We start from the raw sequence: 17,168 nt of genomic DNA, 5'->3' as shown, positions 1-17,168 counted from the left end.
ATTTTGTGTGGTAACTCTATTCTACACGAGGCCGTTATGGGTTTTTTTGTGTTTTCAGCTAGGTGTTGCACTTAATATTACAATTCGTCGTACAATAATCATTGAAAGCAAAAAAAGGAGTCTGATGCCACTATGTTACGCACAATCATCTGGTTCATTCATTTTGGACTGGTTCTACCCCTTACATTACCGTTTCTTCCAGGGGCAAAACGTCGAACGCACGCTGCACGCTACGCCTATACACAAAAAGTGGCTCATGCCTGGGCAAACTCATTACTCCGGCTTGCCGGAGTCAAGGTCCGGATGACGGGTCAGGAACACATCCCGGCCGATCAACCAGTCGTCTTCATCGCTAATCATCAAGGTAATTTTGATGTTCCGATCCTCCTCGGAAAAATCGACAAACCAAAAGCCTTCATCTCAAAAATTGAAGTGAACAAGATTCCCATTGTGAATGTCTGGATGAATCTGATGGGATGTGTCATGATTGACCGCAAAGATCGCCGACAGTCTCTCAAAGCTATCCGGGCCGGAATCGACACGATTAAAGATGGTCAATCGATGATTATTTTTCCCGAAGGCACACGTTCTAAAGGAGGACCTGTCGCCGAGTTTAAGGCAGGCAGTTTTACACTGGCTACATCGAGCGGAGCATTAGTCGTTCCGATTGCGATTTCAGGAAGCTATCGTGTCATGGAGGAAACCGGACGCATTCGACCGGCGACCGTCGATGTGACGATTTTAAAACCGATCGACCCGACATCCATGTCGCAAAAAGAACTGGTCGTTCTGGTCGAACAACAAATCAAGGAAATTGTAGAAGGAGTCTGACATGTTACTTAAAGTCGATCAACTAAAAAAAGAATTCGCCGATAAAATCGTATTCGAGGATGTCACCTTTTCCGTGAGTCCCGGTGACCGGATCGGAATCATCGGTGTCAACGGTACCGGAAAATCAACGTTGCTTCATATCTTAGCTGGACAAGAAACACCGGACGCCGGTGAGCTTCAACATCCAAATGACTACCGGATCCGCCTGCTTTCGCAGTCAACGGATTATCCGGAAGATCAAACAGTCATGCAGGTTTTGTTATCCGGCAATACCCCCACTATCAATGCGCTTCGTCATTATGAAGTTGCACGGTTGGCTCTTGAGCAAGATCCGGCAAATGAAACGTTACTGACACGGTTCATCAGCGCACAAACAGAAATCGATGCCGCGAACGCCTGGGATACTGAGTCCCGTCTCAAAATGATTTTAAATAAACTCGGCATCACGAATCTTGAAGCTACGATCGGTTCCTTGTCAGGCGGACAACGAAAACGGGTCGGACTGGCTGAAGCGTTGCTCGACGAAGCCGATCTCTTACTCCTCGATGAGCCGACCAACGAACTTGACGCCGAGACGATCACTTGGCTTGAATCGCAAATTAAGGAATATCGCGGGGCGATCTTACTGATCACCCACGATCGTTACTTCTTGAACCGTGTCACGAATCATATGATGGAAATCGCGAATGGAACAGCTTACTTCTATGTTGGCAATTATGAATCATTCCTCGAGAAACGGGCGGAGCGCCGGGAACGGACAGCCTCGATGGAAGAAAAACGACAAAACATCCTTCGGCGGGAACTCGCCTGGCTGCGTCGCGGGGCGAAAGCACGGACGACCAAACAAAAGGCACGTATTCAACGGGTGGATGCTCTGCAAGAACTGTCTTACGAAGAAGACGAAGCAGCGCTCGAAGTTCAGGTCGGCTCCACCCGACTCGGGAAAAAAGTCATCGAAGCGGTGGATGTCAGTCAGCAATTTGGCGACCGGACGTTGTTCAATGATTTCAGCTGGTTATTTGGCCGGAAGGAACGATACGGAATCGTCGGACGAAACGGGAGTGGAAAATCCACTTTGTTATCAATTCTTGCCAAACGCCTGGAACCGACGAGCGGTGAAGTTATTCACGGCGAAACAGTAAAAGTCGGCTTTTACGGTCAATTCGCAGAATTCAGTCACCCTAACCGCCGGGTCATTGAAGAAGTCGAACGGATCGCCCAAGTCATCACGACCCTGGACGGTCAGGAAATCACGGCAAGTCAGATGCTTGAACAATTTTTGTTTAAACCGGAAGCACAATATAAACCAATCGGTAAATTATCCGGTGGTGAAAAACGACGGTTGAAACTGCTCACGATTTTGATGGATGAACCAAACGTTCTTTTCCTTGACGAGCCGACCAACGATTTGGATACGGAAACGTTATCCGTGTTGGAAGATTATTTGGACTCGTTCCCGGGAACCGTCATCACAGTCAGTCACGACCGCTATTTCCTTGACCGTGTCGTCAACCGGTTATTAGCATTTGAAAACGGTGAAATCGTATCGTACTACGGTCAATACACCGATTATTTAGAGCAACGGGAACTCCCTTCCGTCATCGAGGCACCTATCGTAAAAGACGTGCCGACCGTCGAAGCACCGCCTGCCGAGACACCCAAAAAACTAAGTTATCAGGAACAGCTCGACTGGAAGACGATTGAATCTCAAATCGAGGAAGCGGAACTTCAGGCGGAATCTCTTGAGCAACAACTGGCTTCTTCCGGAAGTGATTTAGGTCAGGTCAACGATCTTTATCAGCAAATCGAACAAGCGAAAGCAAAAATCGATCAGTTGATGGAATACTGGACTTATTTATCCGAAAAAGTCGAGGCATACGAAAACTATAAAAACTAATTTTTTTCTTAAGAATCGTATCCATTCGTCAACACGACGAACGGATACGATTTATTTTTTTGATTCACATGAACCGGACAAAAGCAGTGTATGATAAAAAAAAGGACAACACACTTCAAGTGAGGAGGCAGTTTCATGCAACGATCCCCCTATTTCATAAAATGGTTTCCGCCGTTGCTGATCATTTCTACGCTGCTCGTAGTGATTTCCTCTGCAAACGAATCGATTCCCAACCTTGTCGTCGAACAAATTCTGCAGTATCTGTCGATGATCTTGATTGCCTTTTTCATTTTAGTCGCCTATAAAAAAGAACAGTTTCTCATCGTTCCTAGACGGAATTTCTGGTTGCTTGCGCTTGGTTCTTTATGTCTATCCGTCATCGGATCCGTCTTAGAAACAATTCATTTGTTCAGTCCGCCCGAAAGTTTTTCCGGATTCTACAGCCTCGCTTTATTTTCCTTGTCTCATTATTTATTTTTGTATGCTATTTTTTACCGGATTGCTTCTAAAAAGAGTTTCGGTCAACACCTTTTGGCTTTTATCGATGCCATCATTTTAGTCATCTTTCTTGCTTTAGTTGCGTTTCATATTCTGAATGAACTGGTCGATCCCGCTGTCAATCCGTTCCCTTATTCGCTTGTCGTCATCATCAATACATCACTCGGTCTGTTCGTGTTCTTTTATTTTTTCTTTATCCAGGACACCCACTGGGTATCCCGGACGACACTATTTTTACTGTTCTTATCGATTTTCATTCGAGGTCTGTATGAAATATCGTCCGTTTATTTTCCGGCATTTACGATGCAGTATCTGGTTTTCTCGCCCATCCTTATCCGTTTGGCTCAGAGCGCAGCGATCCTTTGGCATATTGACCATATCGCTGAAGGGGTTAATAAGTCGCCGATCGTCCAACGTGCTTGGCTCCCGCTGTTATCTTTACCATTATTCCTTCACTATTTCCTGGATGAGGACGGACAAAAACAGGATGTCTTTATCATCTTATTTTTATTGATTGTTCGCCAGATTCTTATCACGCGCCAACATACATCGATCGTTCGTCAACTCGATACCCGAAATGAACAATTGGCGATACGGGTGGATCGACGAACTGAACAAATCAAAGCCAGTGAACAACAAGTCATTCCGCTGTTCATGGGACATCCTGATCCAATCGTTCGCTTTAATCAGAATCAGGAACCGACTTATGCGAATCAGGCTGCTCAACGGATTTTTGGCCTTTCAGACATGACGATTGATTATGTGACGGGCGAACTGCACCATGTTCAAACTGCCTTGAAGATAGGGTCGAATCATTATCAAAATGAAGCGAATCAACAATTCGAATTAATTTCGATCCCGATTCAGATTGGCGATACTGCCTTTGGTCACTTCTTGATCCTCCATGACGTAACAGAGCGGATGGCACGTCAACAGCAAATCGAATACCATGCCTATCATGACGGTTTAACCCACATCGGCAATCGCCGATCGTTGGAAAAAACGTTTCATGAAAAAACAGCCACCTTGAATTATCTCGCCCTGATTGATCTCGACGACTTCAAACAAATTAATGACACGTACGGTCATGAAGCCGGGGACTTTATTCTGATAGAAGTCGCACGACGTCTTGCCGGAGAATTATCCGCTGACGAATCGGTTTACCGGCTCGGTGGAGACGAATTTGCTCTGCTGACCTCGGCGAAAGATGAAGTATCTTTAAGACGACGCTGCAAAGTTTTATTGAATCAGTTGTCGAAACCGTACCAGTATCACGGACAACGGTTACGTGTTTCTGCCAGTGTCGGTGTGGCACGCCACGATTTGGAAGCCGATTTGGAACAATGGCTCAAACAGGCGGATTTAGCCATGTATCGTGTGAAGCATCAAGACAAAAACGGGATTGGTGTGTATCGTTCCGAAATGGAATAATGATTTCCACTCAAAAAACCGGCCCTTCCGAATGAGTACGGAAAGGCCGATTTTTTTGTCATTCCGGGCGTGGGGCGATGTTTCCTTCTTCAATATCGAGTAATAAATCAATTAACTCGGCACAGAATTCAGGATATTGGCGTAACAAGGCATCTTCTCCTACCTCATCCACGAAATCCGCCAAAAGAATCCGGACTTCCGGCACTAATGCTTTGGCGACTTTCATGTAAGCAATCGCAAAACGCCATTTCCCCGAGATATAAAGAAGTTTACCGACCAGTAAATCCCCCGGTTCGACTTCAATTTCTCCTAAATCGGTCTGATAGGTCTGCTTTGACATGATGTCGACGACCCGGTCTTCCTCAACAAGAAACAGAGAAGGCACCGGATCCGCCAACCCTCTTAAAGCACGGTATAAACTCGGTGACATGTCTTCCTTGACCTGTTCTAAAAAACGACCGTGCGGTGTTTTGCCTTGTTCGTCCGTTTCATAGAAAATGGCCCAATCAACGAATAGATCACGGAACAGTTCAGCGTCCTTTAAATACCATCGTCCTTCCGTTGCAATCTCTTCGATGAACGCGACCCAATCCGTACTTCTGGCCGTTGCGGCTTCCTGGTACATCTTTTTTAGTGCCGTATTCATCTCCGCTTCCGATACGGTCGTTGGAAAAGGAATGATCTTTCGCTCGCTTTTCATCGTGTCGGTCCTTTCCGGTGTGGGTTCGCCGGGCGTTTAATGGTTTTTGGTTCAGTTTCTTCCCGTTTCGGAATCACTTCCCCACGGTAAATCTCCATTTCTTCTAGTTCCACACCCATTTGTTTAGTCAATGTCTTCAGGTGTTTCAAATCGTGATCCGTCACAAGAGCAAGGACCATACCGGATGCGTTCCCGCGCCCTGTCCGTCCTGAACGGTGAACGAAATCATCGAAGGATTCGGGTAAATCATAATGAACGACATGCGTGACCGCTTCGATGTCGAGGCCACGGGCGGCAAGCCCCGTCGTAACAAGTAACGGGAACTCTCCGCGTTTATATGAACGAAGCGTCTCCATCCGTTCGCGTTTTCCTTTTTCGGCGTCAAGAATACGGTACTTTAAGGAGAACTTACTCAATTCACCGTTTAACGGTCCGAGGAATGAACGGTTGTTGATGAACGTCAACACTTTCGCTCCCTGCATGTTGGCCAGGCGGCGCAAGTATTCCGGTTTGAGGCGGCGTGACATCTCGATATAACCGAACTTCACTTGCGTACTCATGACACGTTCTACTTTAATCCGTTCCGGCTCGTTCGCAAATAACGTTTTGCCCCATTCAGCCGTTCGTTCCGGCAACGTCGCCGAGATGAATGCCAGCTGACGATCACGCAATGCACTGTTGGCAATCCGTGTGGCCGAAGCACTCATTCCGCTCTCATAAATTTGATCGGCTTCATCCAAAACAATCAGTTTCACTTTATGCATCTTCATTTTTTTAGAATCAATCAGTTCGACGAGGCGGCCCGGTGTTCCGACGATGATTTGCGGTTTTTTCTTCAATCGTTCGTGCTGGCGTTTGAGTTCGACACCGCCGATGAAGGCACCGGATTTAATGCCGCTTCCTTGCGAAAACAGTTGAATGACCTGATGAATCTGCATGACCAGTTCACGTGTCGGTGCGGTGATCACGACTTGGATATGCGGTTCATTTTCATCAATCAATTCCAGTGCCGGGATGACATAGGCCAATGTTTTCCCGGTTCCGGTCGGTGCTTCGACCAACACATCTTTTCGTTCGCGTAATAATGGGATTGCCTGTTCTTGAACCGGCATCATTTTTTCGAAGCGGGCGCGTTCCCATGCTTCCGTAATAAAAGGTTTCATAAAGTCCATAACGTGTATTCTCCTACTCTCTTCTGCATCATTCTGTGACATATTCAAATTGATCGGTCGTTTCGTCACGCAGACCACGTAACGTTTGTGTATATTCATTCCCTGCGTCGATGAGCCGGATGTGATAGACCACTTCCTGGTCACTCTTTATTTCTTCCGTCAAAATATCGAACCCTTGAATGACCCGGTCTTGCAGTTCATCCGCCAGTTTCGGAAACTGACGGAGTACCGGATAATCGGACCGGACATCACTCGGACGGCGGATCAGCTTCGCCAAGTATTTTTCGTTGTATCCGATGAAGTCTTCAAAATCAAAGTCATCTTCAAAACGAATCCAAAAGCCGTCTTCCTCAAACTCCGTAATCATACCCGTTCGCGGCGTTCCTTCAGTTGATACCTTTAACGTCACCCAATCACCTGCTCTATAATCGGCACGGTCTTCCAACATTGAAAAATCCATTTTATGCACCTCCACGGTCTATATTCCCTTTTTCATTGTCAACGATACGTCATAAAAATACAAGATAACCCGGTGTGACTTTTATCACGATTCCAACTGTCTTGTTCAGAACAGGATGAAAATAGTGATACAGATTGGAAAAAACGGCTAGATTTCGACCTTTCTCTGTTTTCCGGACACCTTCCGACCACTGGTACACATTTGAAGAATCCCTTTTATACCAACGTTTTTGAAGTCTCCTACGCTTTCACCGGGATGTAAAACTCTTCCCGCTTTATGTTTGTTACACTATTCACATAAGGGATGTATCTTGCACTGTTCACCTTACAACCAAAGGAGTGTTCATGATGTTACTTGAAAAAACACCAGCATGGCAACAATTCGAAACAGGCGCGTGGAACAATCAGATTGACGTGGCTGATTTCATTCGCCGCAACCGGACAGAGTACCGGGGAGACGATCAGTTTCTCGCCGGCCCTACCGTTGCTACGGAAACACTGTGGCAACAAATCATGAATTTAACAAGTGAAGAACGTTTACGCGGCGGTGTCTACGCTGTCGATGCCTCGACACCTTCAACGATTCTGTCTCACGGTCCGGGGTATCTCAACCGCGAGCTCGAACAAATCGTCGGTCTGCAAACCGACGAACCGTTCAAACGGTCGATTCACCCGAACGGCGGCATCCGGATGGTCAATGATGCCTTGGAAGCCTATGGTTTTCAAGCGGACCCGCTCGTCACCAAAACGTTCAGTGAATACCGGAAAACACATAATCAAGGTGTATTTGATGCCTATACTCCTGAAATGCGTGCCGCCCGTAAAGCCGGAATCATCACCGGTCTTCCCGATGCATACGGACGCGGTCGGATCATCGGTGACTACCGACGTGTTGCCCTGTACGGTACCTCCTTCCTGATCGCACAGCGGAAACAGGATTTACAGGACCGTGGCGGCTTCTTATCGGAATCGATGATTCGCGACCGTGAAGAGATGAACGAACAAATTCGGGCGTTACAGGAACTGACCGAGCTCGGTCAACGATATGACTGCGACTTATCCCGTCCGGCTGAAACCGCCCAGGAAGCGTTCCAATGGGTGTACCTCGCTTACCTCGCTGCAATCAAAGAACAAAACGGGGCAGCGATGTCACTCGGCCGCGTCTCGACGTTCCTTGACATCTATATCGAACGGGATTTGCAGTCAGGACGTTTGACGGAACAGACTGCCCAGGAACTGGTCGATCATTTTGTCATGAAACTGCGGATCGTTAAATTCCTCCGGACCCCGGACTACAATGATTTATTCTCCGGTGATCCGACCTGGGTCACGGAATCAATCGGCGGGATGAGTGAGGACGGTCGCTCCAACGTGACAAAAAGTTCGTTCCGCTTCCTGCAGACACTTGTCAATCTAGGTCCGGCTCCAGAACCGAATCTGACGGTCCTCTGGTCCACACAACTACCGCGCGGCTTTAAAGAATTCTGTGCCAAGATGTCGATTCTCTCCAGTTCGATCCAGTATGAAAATGATGATTTGATGTTGCCGATTTACGGCGACGACTACGGCATCGCATGCTGTGTTTCCGCCATGAAAATCGGGAAACAGATGCAATTTTTCGGAGCACGGGCGAACTTAGCAAAAGCGTTGCTCTATACGTTAAACGGCGGCATCGATGAAAAACTTAAAATTCAAGTTGCTCCAAAGACGAACCTGATTTTAGATGATGTCCTGGATTATGAAACGGTCATGGCTGCTTACGACCGTCAGCTTGACTGGTTGGCGGAACTCTATGTCAATACATTGAATGTCATTCACTTCATGCATGATAAATACAGTTACGAACGCATCGAAATGGCGTTGCACGACCCGGAAATCTTACGGACGATGGCTTGCGGTATCGCCGGTCTGTCCGTCGTGGCCGACAGCCTGTCCGCCATTCGTTACGCTAAAGTCTCACCGATTCGTGATGCGGATGGAATCGCGGTTGATTTTAAAATCGAAGGTGACTTCCCTAAATTCGGAAATAATGATGCCCGTGTCGATCAGATGGCGGTTGATCTCGTCAAACTGTTTATGGAAAAAATCCGGAAACATCCGACGTACCGTGATGCTTTACCGACTCAATCCGTCTTGACGATTACTTCGAATGTCGTTTACGGCAAAAAAACCGGTAATACGCCGGACGGACGACGGGCTGGTGAACCATTCGCACCGGGAGCCAATCCAATGCATGGCCGGGATACGAAGGGAGCCGTCGCCGCGTTAACTTCCGTCGGGAAATTACCGTATGAACATGCCCTTGACGGCATTTCCTACACGTTCTCCATCGTCCCGAAAGCACTCGGGAAAGATGAACCGACACGAATCCGTAATACAGTCGGACTGCTTGACGGCTACATGGGCGGAACCACTTCAAAAGGTCATCACTTAAACGTCAATGTCTTCGACCGGGAAACATTACTCGATGCGATGGAACATCCGGAACTTTATCCCCAATTGACGATCCGCGTTTCCGGTTACGCCGTCAACTTCATCAAGTTGACCCGCGAACAGCAAATTGACGTCATCAACCGGACGTTCCACGGTGCACTTTAACTGAAAGAAAGGACTGAAATGGCTATGACACACGGAACGATTCATTCTGTTGAATCCTGCGGCACGGTCGACGGACCGGGTATTCGCTTCATCGTCTTCACACAAGGCTGTCCTTTACGTTGCCAATACTGCCACAATGCGGATACGTGGGAATTCGGGTGTGGTCGTTCCGTCTCGGCAACGGAAATCATTGAAGAAGCGGAAAGTTACCGATCATTTTTCGAAGCAACAGGCGGTGGTATCACATTTTCCGGTGGAGAACCCCTTGCCCAACCGGAATTTTTGGAAGCGGCACTTCGGGAAGCAAAACAAAAAGGCATGCATACCGTCATCGATACAGCCGGTTCGGTCGTTCCTAAAAATATCGACCGGATTCTTGATTACACGGATCTCGTGTTACTCGACATTAAGCATATCGATGATGCGACCTGCCGGATTCTGACGGGGCGCAGTAATGCCAATACACTTGCCTTTGCCAAACGCTTGGCAGAACGGAACATTCCCGTCTGGATCCGTCACGTTCTCGTGCCCGGTTTGACGATGACGGAGACGTTCCTGCGCCAGACCGGCGAATTCATCCGGACACTCGGTAATGTCGAACGGATCGAAGTACTCCCTTATCACCAGCTTGGCGTTTACAAATGGGAAGCACTCGGTCTCGACTATCCATTGGCGGATGTTCTGCCACCGAATCCGGAAGAAGCCGCTGCGGCTCAAGAATTGCTCGATTCTTACTTGTCTTGCTGACGACAAGTTGCTACACTGAACACATAGTCTATGAACAGGAGGTACAATACCGAAATGAAGCATTTACTCGCTACTGTCTAATGATGAAAGAATTCATCACTTTCGCAATGAGTTGCGGATGACTGACGCTACGAGTCTGCTCATTTTCGGTATTTCCGTCATGCGGGATATACCTTCTTTGATTTGCACTCCTGCACACCATCCGCTCGCTTTCGGATGGTGTGTTTTCATTTCATCACAATTTGAAATGAACCCCAAAGGAGCTGAACCTATGCCTGCTGAAATCTTATCCATTCATGATGTCCGCTTTGATCTTCCAGAGCAGACGCTGTTTCAACACATTTCATTTTCGATCCGTCCCGGTGAACATGTTGCTTTAGTCGGTGCCAATGGTGTCGGTAAAACGACACTCTTCCAGCTGATTTTAAAACAGCTTCAACCGACGGAGGGAAACATCTTCCGCGGCTACACGACGATCGGTCACGTCGCCCAGCATCTCACCTCAAGTGCACCTGCCATCCGGCTCGTCGAACAAGCCGACCGACTCCGGTATCAGGCGCGGGAAGCGGCGCTGCATGCCTCTTCACTTGAAATCTACCAAACGGCACTCGATCTCGATGCGTTTTCTCTTGAGGCGGATGCGGCACGGGCTTTAAAAGAAGTCCAGTTACCTGAACATGTCTGGCTTCATTCGTTTGACACACTCAGCGGCGGTGAACAGACCCGGATTCAGCTGGCCTGTCTGTTGGTCAAGCAACCCGATTTCATTCTGCTCGATGAACCGACCAATCATTTGGATTCGGAGACGCTTGATTGGTTGATCAACTGGATCAATCAGACAGCGATCACTATTTTGTATGTCTCGCATGAGCGGGCTTTCATCGATGCAACAGCCGATGCTGTCATCGAACTGACACCGCATCAAGCGACACGCTACAAAGGTAATTATCAAGCATATCGTCAGCAAAAAGAACAGGAACGCCTGACCCAGGAACGCGAGTATGAAAAGCAGGAAAAAACACGGAAGGAACTCAAACGGATGATCACCCAGTATCAAAACTGGCATCAACAGGCTGTTGCCCACGCCAGCGAACGGGATCCTTACGCCAAGAAAAAAGCAGCGAAACAAGCCAAGAAATTTAAGGCAAAAGAAAAACAACTCGAACAGACAATCGATCACCGGGTCGCCAAACCGGAACATCCAGCCTCCGTTCATGTGGCATTCGAAGCAGCATCCTTTGCCGCCAAACAACTGTTTACGTTAGACAAAGTCGCTTTTTCGTATGACGGTCGGACGCTATTTAAAAAACTGACCTTTTCCATGCAACAAGGCGACCGGATTGCTGTCATCGGCCGGAACGGATCCGGCAAGACGACCCTGCTCCGGCTGATTCAAGGGGAGCTCGATCCGATGGAAGGAACAATCACGCGCCATCCCGAGCTGACAGTCGGCTACTTTTCACAGGCTCTTTCCAATTTACCGGTTTCCGGTTCCCTGCTCGATGCGTTACTGCAGGAGACGACGATTTCCGAAACCGATGCCCGGACGCTGCTTGCGTGTTTTCTGTTTCGCCGGGATCAGGTGTATAAACCGATTGCTGAAGCCAGCATGGGAGAGCGATGCCGGATTGCTTTCTTACGACTTTACTTTTCCGGTGCCCGTTTGTTGATTTTGGATGAACCGACCAACTATCTTGATTTGACGACCCGTGAACAAATTGAAGCCGCCCTTGACGTCTTTCCGGGTGAACTGTTATTTGTTTCGCATGATCGTTATTTTAATGATCGTCTTTCGAACCGGACTATTACTTTAGATGGGGATGCGAGCGTTCATCCGATCGGTACGAAACCATTGCGGGAACAGCAGCCCAGTGACATTCAAGCCATTCAACACGATTTAAAGCGTCTTGATGATTTGACGGGAACAATTTATTTTGATTAACAGCTGATTCAATGAAACGAACGACGCCTCTCTGATTTATCAGAAAGGCGTCGTTCGTTTCATTACTACATTCCATCATCGCTTTTGATATTTTAATTTCGTCCGTGCCTGTGCCTGTTTGTGAATCTTCTTCCACTTTTCTTTTTCCTCCGCCTGAAGAACTGCGTTTTGCTTTCGTTCTGCATAGGCAACTTCGCGCTTCAGTTTCAGGAAGCTGCCCCACCGTTCATGTGACAGCGTGCCTTCTGTCAGCGCCGCTTGGACGGCACAGCCCGGTTCTTCGCCATGCTGACAATCCCGGAAACGGCAGGATTCCGCCAGCTCCTCGATATCCGAGAAGGTGGACGTCAATCCGTCCGTTCCGTCCCATAATCCAAGTTCCCGCATCCCCGGTGTATCAACGAGTAACAATCCGCTCGACAACCGTTTCAGCTCCCGGTGTGTCGTCGTATGCCGGCCCCGTTCATCATCTTCGCGGACACCGCCCGTTTCCATCAACTGTTCTTCCGCCAACGCATTGACGAGCGTTGACTTCCCGACACCGGATGATCCGACGAGAACAATCGTCTCGTTTGGTCGCAATGCTTCACGTAAATCATCTAATCCTTCTCCGGTCAGCGAGTCGACAGCAAAATACGGTGTCCCAAAGGCAACTGCCTCCACCTCGGACAGGAATTCGTCAGCGGACGCCGTCAGACTCTTTTTCGTTAAGACGATCACGGGTGTGGCGCCTGCTTCCCATGCGACCGTCAAATAGCGTTCCAGGCGACGAACGTTAAAATCGTGCCCGAATGCCATGACGAGTAATGCAATATCGACATTCGCGCAAATCACCTGTTCCTCGGTTTCCGTTCCGGCTGCTTTTCTGGAAAATTGCGTACTCCGCGGCAAAACACGTTCGATTCGTCCCTTACCGGCTTCTCGTCCGCTCTGAATCACCCAGTCCCCGACGGCCGGCAGTTCAGCTTTCGTTAACGCTTCAAACCGCAGCTTTCCGGATAATTCACTTAGCGTTTCCCCGTCAGTCGTCATCACACGGTACTGTTTTTGAAAGACTGCCGTTACACGGCCTAACTGTTCATTTGTTCCGGTCTCATACGCCGGTACTTTACCCCATTCGTTCAAATGGTTTCCTCCTCTGATTTAAGGGAGGGAAACCCCTCCCTGTGTTCCGATACGGTTTTCTTTCTCGTGGCTGATTGCATACATAAAAACACCACTCCTCTCGTTTCTTATAGCCGTATTTTACCATATCTTATTTTGCCGACCTAGCAGAATCGTTAAAGTCAGACTTCCCTACTCCGCCTCAAGTCGGAGACGATTCCGGTCCGAAGGGCGTCGTGCCTCTTCTCTTCTTCCCTTAAGATAAGAGTATCAAGAAAAAGGAGGCTTCATCATGAAGCAATCAAAAGGGAAACAGGTCTTGATGGCACTTGCCGGTCTCGCCCTTCTCGCTGTCGTCATCGGTACATTACCGCATATGATCGGACTCGGGCTCGGTGCACTGCTCGCTTTTTATGCCATCAGTAAGTTTATCCAAACCTCAAATGTTTTTGCGAAAATCGGATTTGGACTGCTCGCAGCAATCGGCATCGGTTTTGCCTTATCGAACATTTGGGCCGTTTTAGGAATCGCCGCCGCACTGGCACTTTACATCGGATACATGCGTATGAAAATGCAACGGGTCGATTTAAACCAACTGTTCGCCCGTCGTCGCAAGACCTCATCGGCACACTTTGAAGCTGACTGGAAAGATCTCGATAAAAACCGTTACTGAGTCATTCCGTGTTATTTAAACATATTACGTAGATTCAACATCCAAGGAGGAATTTTTGATGAAAAATGTATTTGATCAATTAAACGAATTTGCGAATCAGATGATGACAGAAGTCAAGAAAGCAGCGGATCAAGGGGAAGCACCCGCTAAAAAGCTCGTCCGTCACATCCGGACAACCGAATCAGATTTAAAAGAAATCGACCGTTTACTCGAACGTCAACGGACATTACTCGCCGAATTAACACAAAAGCAGGATGAAGCGAAGGAACTTGCGGACAAACGTTTTGCACAGGTCGAAATCGCCAAAGAAGCAGGCGAACAGGAACTGGCGGAACGGGCTGCCATCGAGTCGAAACATTACGGGGAACAGTTCCGCTTCTTCGAAGAACTGATCGTTGAAACGAAACGTGAATTGAATCAGCTCGAACGGGAAGCACTGGAATTGAAACTGAAGCTTGAAGACTTGCAAAACAAACGGTATGAATGGATGATGCGGGAAAACGTGTCAAATTTAAAATCAAAGATGAACCAGGTGCTAGAACGCGAACCAAATGCTACTATTAAACAAGAACAACATCCATTCACAACAGAAGAACCTGAATCGAATGAAGAGGAAGCTCCGATCGCAGAAGATGATATCGATGCGCGGATCGCCGATCTCGAACGTCGATTCCAAAAATAAGTATTTGGACGAAGGAGGCATTCTTGCCTCCCTTTGTCATGTCAGGAAGGAGATTGCCCGTGCGACGATTAAGTACAAAACAACTAGTCGGCTACGTGTCGATCCTGTTTGCTCTCGGACTATTCTATGATTTGATGACAGGCGCGGGGAATGTATTATTCGGGGTTCTCTTCCCCTTCCTCCTGTACTATGTCGGGATTCATTTCCGAAAAAGAAATCATGAAAAACTGGCCATCCTGTTTTATATCGTCGGTACAATCATCTTAGCCGGTGTCGTTCTTAGTTCAGCAGCAATCGGCTTCGTCATCGCCGGCATCCTGCTGTATCTCGGAATCATTCTCGTGACACGCCATTCTGTCCGGGAATTCTTTTTCTCAAAAATTTCCCCGAGTCTTTATGAAGAGGAAGGGATCAAGATCCAGCCGGCCTATTCGTTTGCGACCCAACAAGAACTTCCGTATGTCTTAAAGGATATAAGCGAACAGTTCATCGTCCGTGATCTTGAAATCGACTTGACGCATGCGTATGTTCCGGAAGGTGAGACGCTGATCGTCGTCAGCGGTGTCGTCGGCGATGTCCGGATTTTATTGCCTTCCGGTTATGACTACACGCTCGACACATCGATCGGTTTCGGGAGTGTCAAAACCGATGTCCGTCGTATTCCTACTTTCTTCAACCGCCGGATCCAATACCGGGCCCCCGAATATGACGAGGCTGTCCGGAAAGTCCGGATTCATGTCATGCTCGGCATCGGGAATGTGGAGGTGACCTCGATATGAAACGCGATCAATTTCCGCTTGGTGTCATCGCACTTCAGGTGATGACCGGTTTTTTGACGGCCGTGATGACGACGTTATTATTTCTAAGTACACGCCAAGTCAATTGGCATGTACTTTTCGTCCGTCAACAAGACTTTCCTGTTTTCCTGCTGGTCATCGGCTTATCGCTTCTGCTGCCCCTGGCAGTTGGCAGTATCCATTATTTCTTTTTACGGCGTGATTTCAAGAGAGTCACTACGGCCATTATTGAACTGGAGCAGGGAAAAGAAGTGACGATTGTCAACGGTCCCTATTTCCATACGCTGACACGTCTGTCACGCATCGGGAAACGAATTGATGAACAGGTTGAAACCGTTCAAAAAATCAGTACCCGTCCGCAACATATCGAACAAGTCCGTGTTCAGGCCATTACAGAAGAACGCAAGCGCCTTGCCCGTGATTTACACGATTCCGTCTCCCAGCAACTGTATGCCATCTCGATGATGACGACTGCAGCCAAACAGACGATTCTGACGCAACCGGAAACAGCAGCCAAACAAATCGATTTGGTCGAAACGATGGCCCAGACGGCACAGTCAGAAATGCGTTCTTTATTGTTGCAGCTGCGCCCGGTAGAACTGGAAGGGATGACCCTTCAGCAAGGTCTGACTCAATTGCTGGAAGAATTATCGAGAAAGCAGTCAACCGAACTCAGCTGGAAGCTTGAAGCCATTGAACTGCCCCGCCCGATTGAAAACGAATTGTTCCGGATTGTTCAAGAAGGTTTGACCAACGCGTTGCGCCATGCAAAAGCGTCACATATGGACATCGAGTTGCGTCAATTTAATGATACGGTCATCTTAAGCATGAATGATGACGGTGTCGGCTTCGTCGTCGACGAGAAAAAACTGGCTTCTTACGGCATCAACTCAATGCGGGAACGAACGGCTGAGATGGGCGGAACAATCCGCCTTGTCAGTGTTCCGGGACAAGGAACACAAATTGAAGTAAAATTAAGAAAAGATCGGATGGTGCAAGTATGATACGAGTGTTATTAGTCGATGATCACGAAATGGTCCGTGCGGGTGTTTCTGCCTTTTTGTCCACTCAACCGGATATCGAGGTCGTCGCAGAAGCATCGGATGGACAAGCAGGTGCCGAGCTTGCGCTGAAACATCGTCCGGATGTCGTTTTAATGGATTTAGTTATGGAACCGGTGGACGGGGTCGAAGGAACACGGTTGATTCGAAAAGAATGGCCGGAAGCCAAGATCTTAGTCGTCACAAGCTTCTTGGATGATGAAAAAGTCTATCCGGTCATCGAAGCCGGTGCCATGAGTTACGTCTTAAAAACAGCAAGTGCCTTTGAAATTGCGGAAGCGATCCGTAAAACAGCAGACGGTCAATCCGTCATGGCGGCTCAGGTCACCGGCAAGATGATGGAACGATTACGGAAACCGACCAGTCATCTGCATGATGATTTGACGGAACGCGAACAGGAAGTCTTGCAACTGATGGCACGCGGCATGGCGAACCAGGAAATTGCCGATGAGCTGTTCATCTCTTTGAAGACCGTCAAAACCCACGTGTCGAACATCCTGTCGAAGCTCGATGTCGTTGACCGGACGCAAGCTGTCGTTTATGCCTTTAAACACAATATCGTTAAGTAATCTTCAG

15 protein-coding genes are annotated in these 17,168 nt (G+C 48.1%); 11 read left to right on the top strand and 4 right to left on the bottom strand.

Going from position 1 to position 17,168, the window contains the following annotated elements; all coding sequences use genetic code 11:
- Positions 1 to 132: 132 nt before the first annotated feature.
- From KNP91_RS13030 to KNP91_RS13020, 3 genes are all read left to right on the top strand, one after another.
- Positions 133 to 831, top strand: a complete 699-nt coding sequence (locus tag KNP91_RS13030) for a lysophospholipid acyltransferase family protein (RefSeq protein ID WP_012369518.1) — start codon at positions 133 to 135, stop codon at positions 829 to 831.
- A 1-nt stretch (position 832) separates the two neighbouring features.
- On the top strand, positions 833 to 2,728 hold the full coding sequence (locus KNP91_RS13025) for an ABC-F family ATP-binding cassette domain-containing protein (protein ID WP_012369517.1): 1,896 nt from the start codon (positions 833 to 835) through the stop codon (positions 2,726 to 2,728).
- A gap of 135 nt (positions 2,729 to 2,863) precedes the next feature.
- Positions 2,864 to 4,657, top strand: coding sequence for a GGDEF domain-containing protein (locus tag KNP91_RS13020; RefSeq protein ID WP_214850409.1), 1,794 nt, complete (start codon positions 2,864 to 2,866; stop codon positions 4,655 to 4,657).
- Between the two features lie 58 nt (positions 4,658 to 4,715).
- Here KNP91_RS13020 and KNP91_RS13015 read toward each other — a convergent pair whose 3' ends face one another.
- From KNP91_RS13015 to KNP91_RS13005, 3 genes are read right to left on the bottom strand one after another with little or no spacing between them, the layout of a single operon-like run.
- The gene (locus KNP91_RS13015; protein ID WP_012369515.1) at positions 4,716 to 5,357 is read right to left on the bottom strand and encodes a hypothetical protein; all 642 of its coding nucleotides are present in this window, start codon (positions 5,355 to 5,357) and stop codon (positions 4,716 to 4,718) included.
- Positions 5,354 to 6,529 carry a DEAD/DEAH box helicase gene (locus KNP91_RS13010; protein WP_012369514.1) on the bottom strand — a complete coding sequence of 392 codons (1,176 nt, stop codon included), beginning with the start codon at positions 6,527 to 6,529 and terminating at the stop codon, positions 5,354 to 5,356. Before KNP91_RS13010 ends, KNP91_RS13015 begins: the two co-directional genes overlap by 4 nt.
- A 28-nt stretch (positions 6,530 to 6,557) precedes the next feature.
- Positions 6,558 to 6,989, bottom strand: coding sequence for a hypothetical protein (locus KNP91_RS13005; protein WP_214766409.1), 432 nt, complete (start codon positions 6,987 to 6,989; stop codon positions 6,558 to 6,560).
- 347 nt (positions 6,990 to 7,336) lie between these two features.
- Between KNP91_RS13005 and pflB the strand changes: the two genes are divergently transcribed.
- The 3 genes from pflB (at position 7,337) to abc-f (ending at position 12,275) form a co-directional block, all read left to right on the top strand.
- Positions 7,337 to 9,586 carry a formate C-acetyltransferase gene (gene pflB / locus KNP91_RS13000; RefSeq protein ID WP_214850401.1) on the top strand — a complete coding sequence of 750 codons (2,250 nt, stop codon included), beginning with the start codon at positions 7,337 to 7,339 and terminating at the stop codon, positions 9,584 to 9,586.
- Positions 9,587 to 9,610: 24 nt separating this feature from the next.
- A complete protein-coding gene (gene pflA / locus KNP91_RS12995) occupies positions 9,611 to 10,333 on the top strand; it encodes a pyruvate formate-lyase-activating protein (RefSeq protein ID WP_041261815.1) in 723 nt (240 codons plus the stop codon).
- A 271-nt stretch (positions 10,334 to 10,604) separates the two neighbouring features.
- Positions 10,605 to 12,275 carry a ribosomal protection-like ABC-F family protein gene (gene abc-f / locus KNP91_RS12990; protein ID WP_214766413.1) on the top strand — a complete coding sequence of 557 codons (1,671 nt, stop codon included), beginning with the start codon at positions 10,605 to 10,607 and terminating at the stop codon, positions 12,273 to 12,275.
- A gap of 75 nt (positions 12,276 to 12,350) precedes the next feature.
- On the opposite strand, the gene rsgA is transcribed toward abc-f, so the two are convergent.
- Positions 12,351 to 13,400 carry a ribosome small subunit-dependent GTPase A gene (gene rsgA, locus KNP91_RS12985; protein WP_214766415.1) on the bottom strand — a complete coding sequence of 350 codons (1,050 nt, stop codon included), beginning with the start codon at positions 13,398 to 13,400 and terminating at the stop codon, positions 12,351 to 12,353.
- Between the two features lie 271 nt (positions 13,401 to 13,671).
- Between rsgA and KNP91_RS12980 the strand changes: the two genes are divergently transcribed.
- Genes KNP91_RS12980 through KNP91_RS12960 form a run of 5 tightly spaced genes read left to right on the top strand, consistent with a single transcriptional unit; the run spans position 13,672 to position 17,161 of the window.
- The gene (locus KNP91_RS12980) at positions 13,672 to 14,052 is read left to right on the top strand and encodes a lmo0954 family membrane protein (protein WP_012369508.1); all 381 of its coding nucleotides are present in this window, start codon (positions 13,672 to 13,674) and stop codon (positions 14,050 to 14,052) included.
- A 58-nt stretch (positions 14,053 to 14,110) separates the two neighbouring features.
- Positions 14,111 to 14,734, top strand: a complete 624-nt coding sequence (locus KNP91_RS12975; protein WP_012369507.1) for a PspA/IM30 family protein — start codon at positions 14,111 to 14,113, stop codon at positions 14,732 to 14,734.
- A gap of 59 nt (positions 14,735 to 14,793) precedes the next feature.
- Entirely contained in the window at positions 14,794 to 15,513 is a 720-nt protein-coding gene (liaF, locus tag KNP91_RS12970) for a cell wall-active antibiotics response protein LiaF (protein ID WP_214766419.1), read from the top strand.
- Entirely contained in the window at positions 15,510 to 16,535 is a 1,026-nt protein-coding gene (locus KNP91_RS12965) for a sensor histidine kinase (RefSeq protein ID WP_214766421.1), read from the top strand. Before liaF ends, KNP91_RS12965 begins: the two co-directional genes overlap by 4 nt.
- Positions 16,532 to 17,161: a response regulator transcription factor gene (locus KNP91_RS12960; RefSeq protein ID WP_012369504.1), complete on the top strand. Its 630-nt coding sequence runs from the start codon at positions 16,532 to 16,534 to the stop codon at positions 17,159 to 17,161. The genes KNP91_RS12965 and KNP91_RS12960 overlap by 4 nt, the downstream gene beginning before the upstream one ends.
- The last annotated feature ends 7 nt before the right edge of the window (positions 17,162 to 17,168 follow it).

This window comes from Exiguobacterium sp. s138 (assembly GCF_018618775.1).
Taxonomy (GTDB): Bacteria; Bacillota; Bacilli; order Exiguobacteriales; family Exiguobacteriaceae; genus Exiguobacterium_A; species Exiguobacterium_A artemiae.
This window is presented reverse-complemented; position numbering and strand designations above follow the sequence as displayed.

Coding starts and splice junctions, on each gene's coding strand:
- KNP91_RS13030 (WP_012369518.1), top strand. CDS start 133: ATGTTACGCACAATCATCTGGTTCATTCATTTTGGACTGGTTCTACCC.
- pflA (WP_041261815.1), top strand. CDS start 9,611: ATGACACACGGAACGATTCATTCTGTTGAATCCTGCGGCACGGTCGAC.
- KNP91_RS13015 (WP_012369515.1), bottom strand. CDS start 5,357: ATGAAAAGCGAGCGAAAGATCATTCCTTTTCCAACGACCGTATCGGAA.
- KNP91_RS12980 (WP_012369508.1), top strand. CDS start 13,672: ATGAAGCAATCAAAAGGGAAACAGGTCTTGATGGCACTTGCCGGTCTC.
- KNP91_RS13010 (WP_012369514.1), bottom strand. CDS start 6,529: ATGGACTTTATGAAACCTTTTATTACGGAAGCATGGGAACGCGCCCGC.
- KNP91_RS13020 (WP_214850409.1), top strand. CDS start 2,864: ATGCAACGATCCCCCTATTTCATAAAATGGTTTCCGCCGTTGCTGATC.
- KNP91_RS12960 (WP_012369504.1), top strand. CDS start 16,532: ATGATACGAGTGTTATTAGTCGATGATCACGAAATGGTCCGTGCGGGT.
- KNP91_RS12965 (WP_214766421.1), top strand. CDS start 15,510: ATGAAACGCGATCAATTTCCGCTTGGTGTCATCGCACTTCAGGTGATG.
- KNP91_RS13025 (WP_012369517.1), top strand. CDS start 833: ATGTTACTTAAAGTCGATCAACTAAAAAAAGAATTCGCCGATAAAATC.
- KNP91_RS12975 (WP_012369507.1), top strand. CDS start 14,111: ATGAAAAATGTATTTGATCAATTAAACGAATTTGCGAATCAGATGATG.
- pflB (WP_214850401.1), top strand. CDS start 7,337: ATGTTACTTGAAAAAACACCAGCATGGCAACAATTCGAAACAGGCGCG.
- KNP91_RS13005 (WP_214766409.1), bottom strand. CDS start 6,989: ATGGATTTTTCAATGTTGGAAGACCGTGCCGATTATAGAGCAGGTGAT.
- abc-f (WP_214766413.1), top strand. CDS start 10,605: ATGCCTGCTGAAATCTTATCCATTCATGATGTCCGCTTTGATCTTCCA.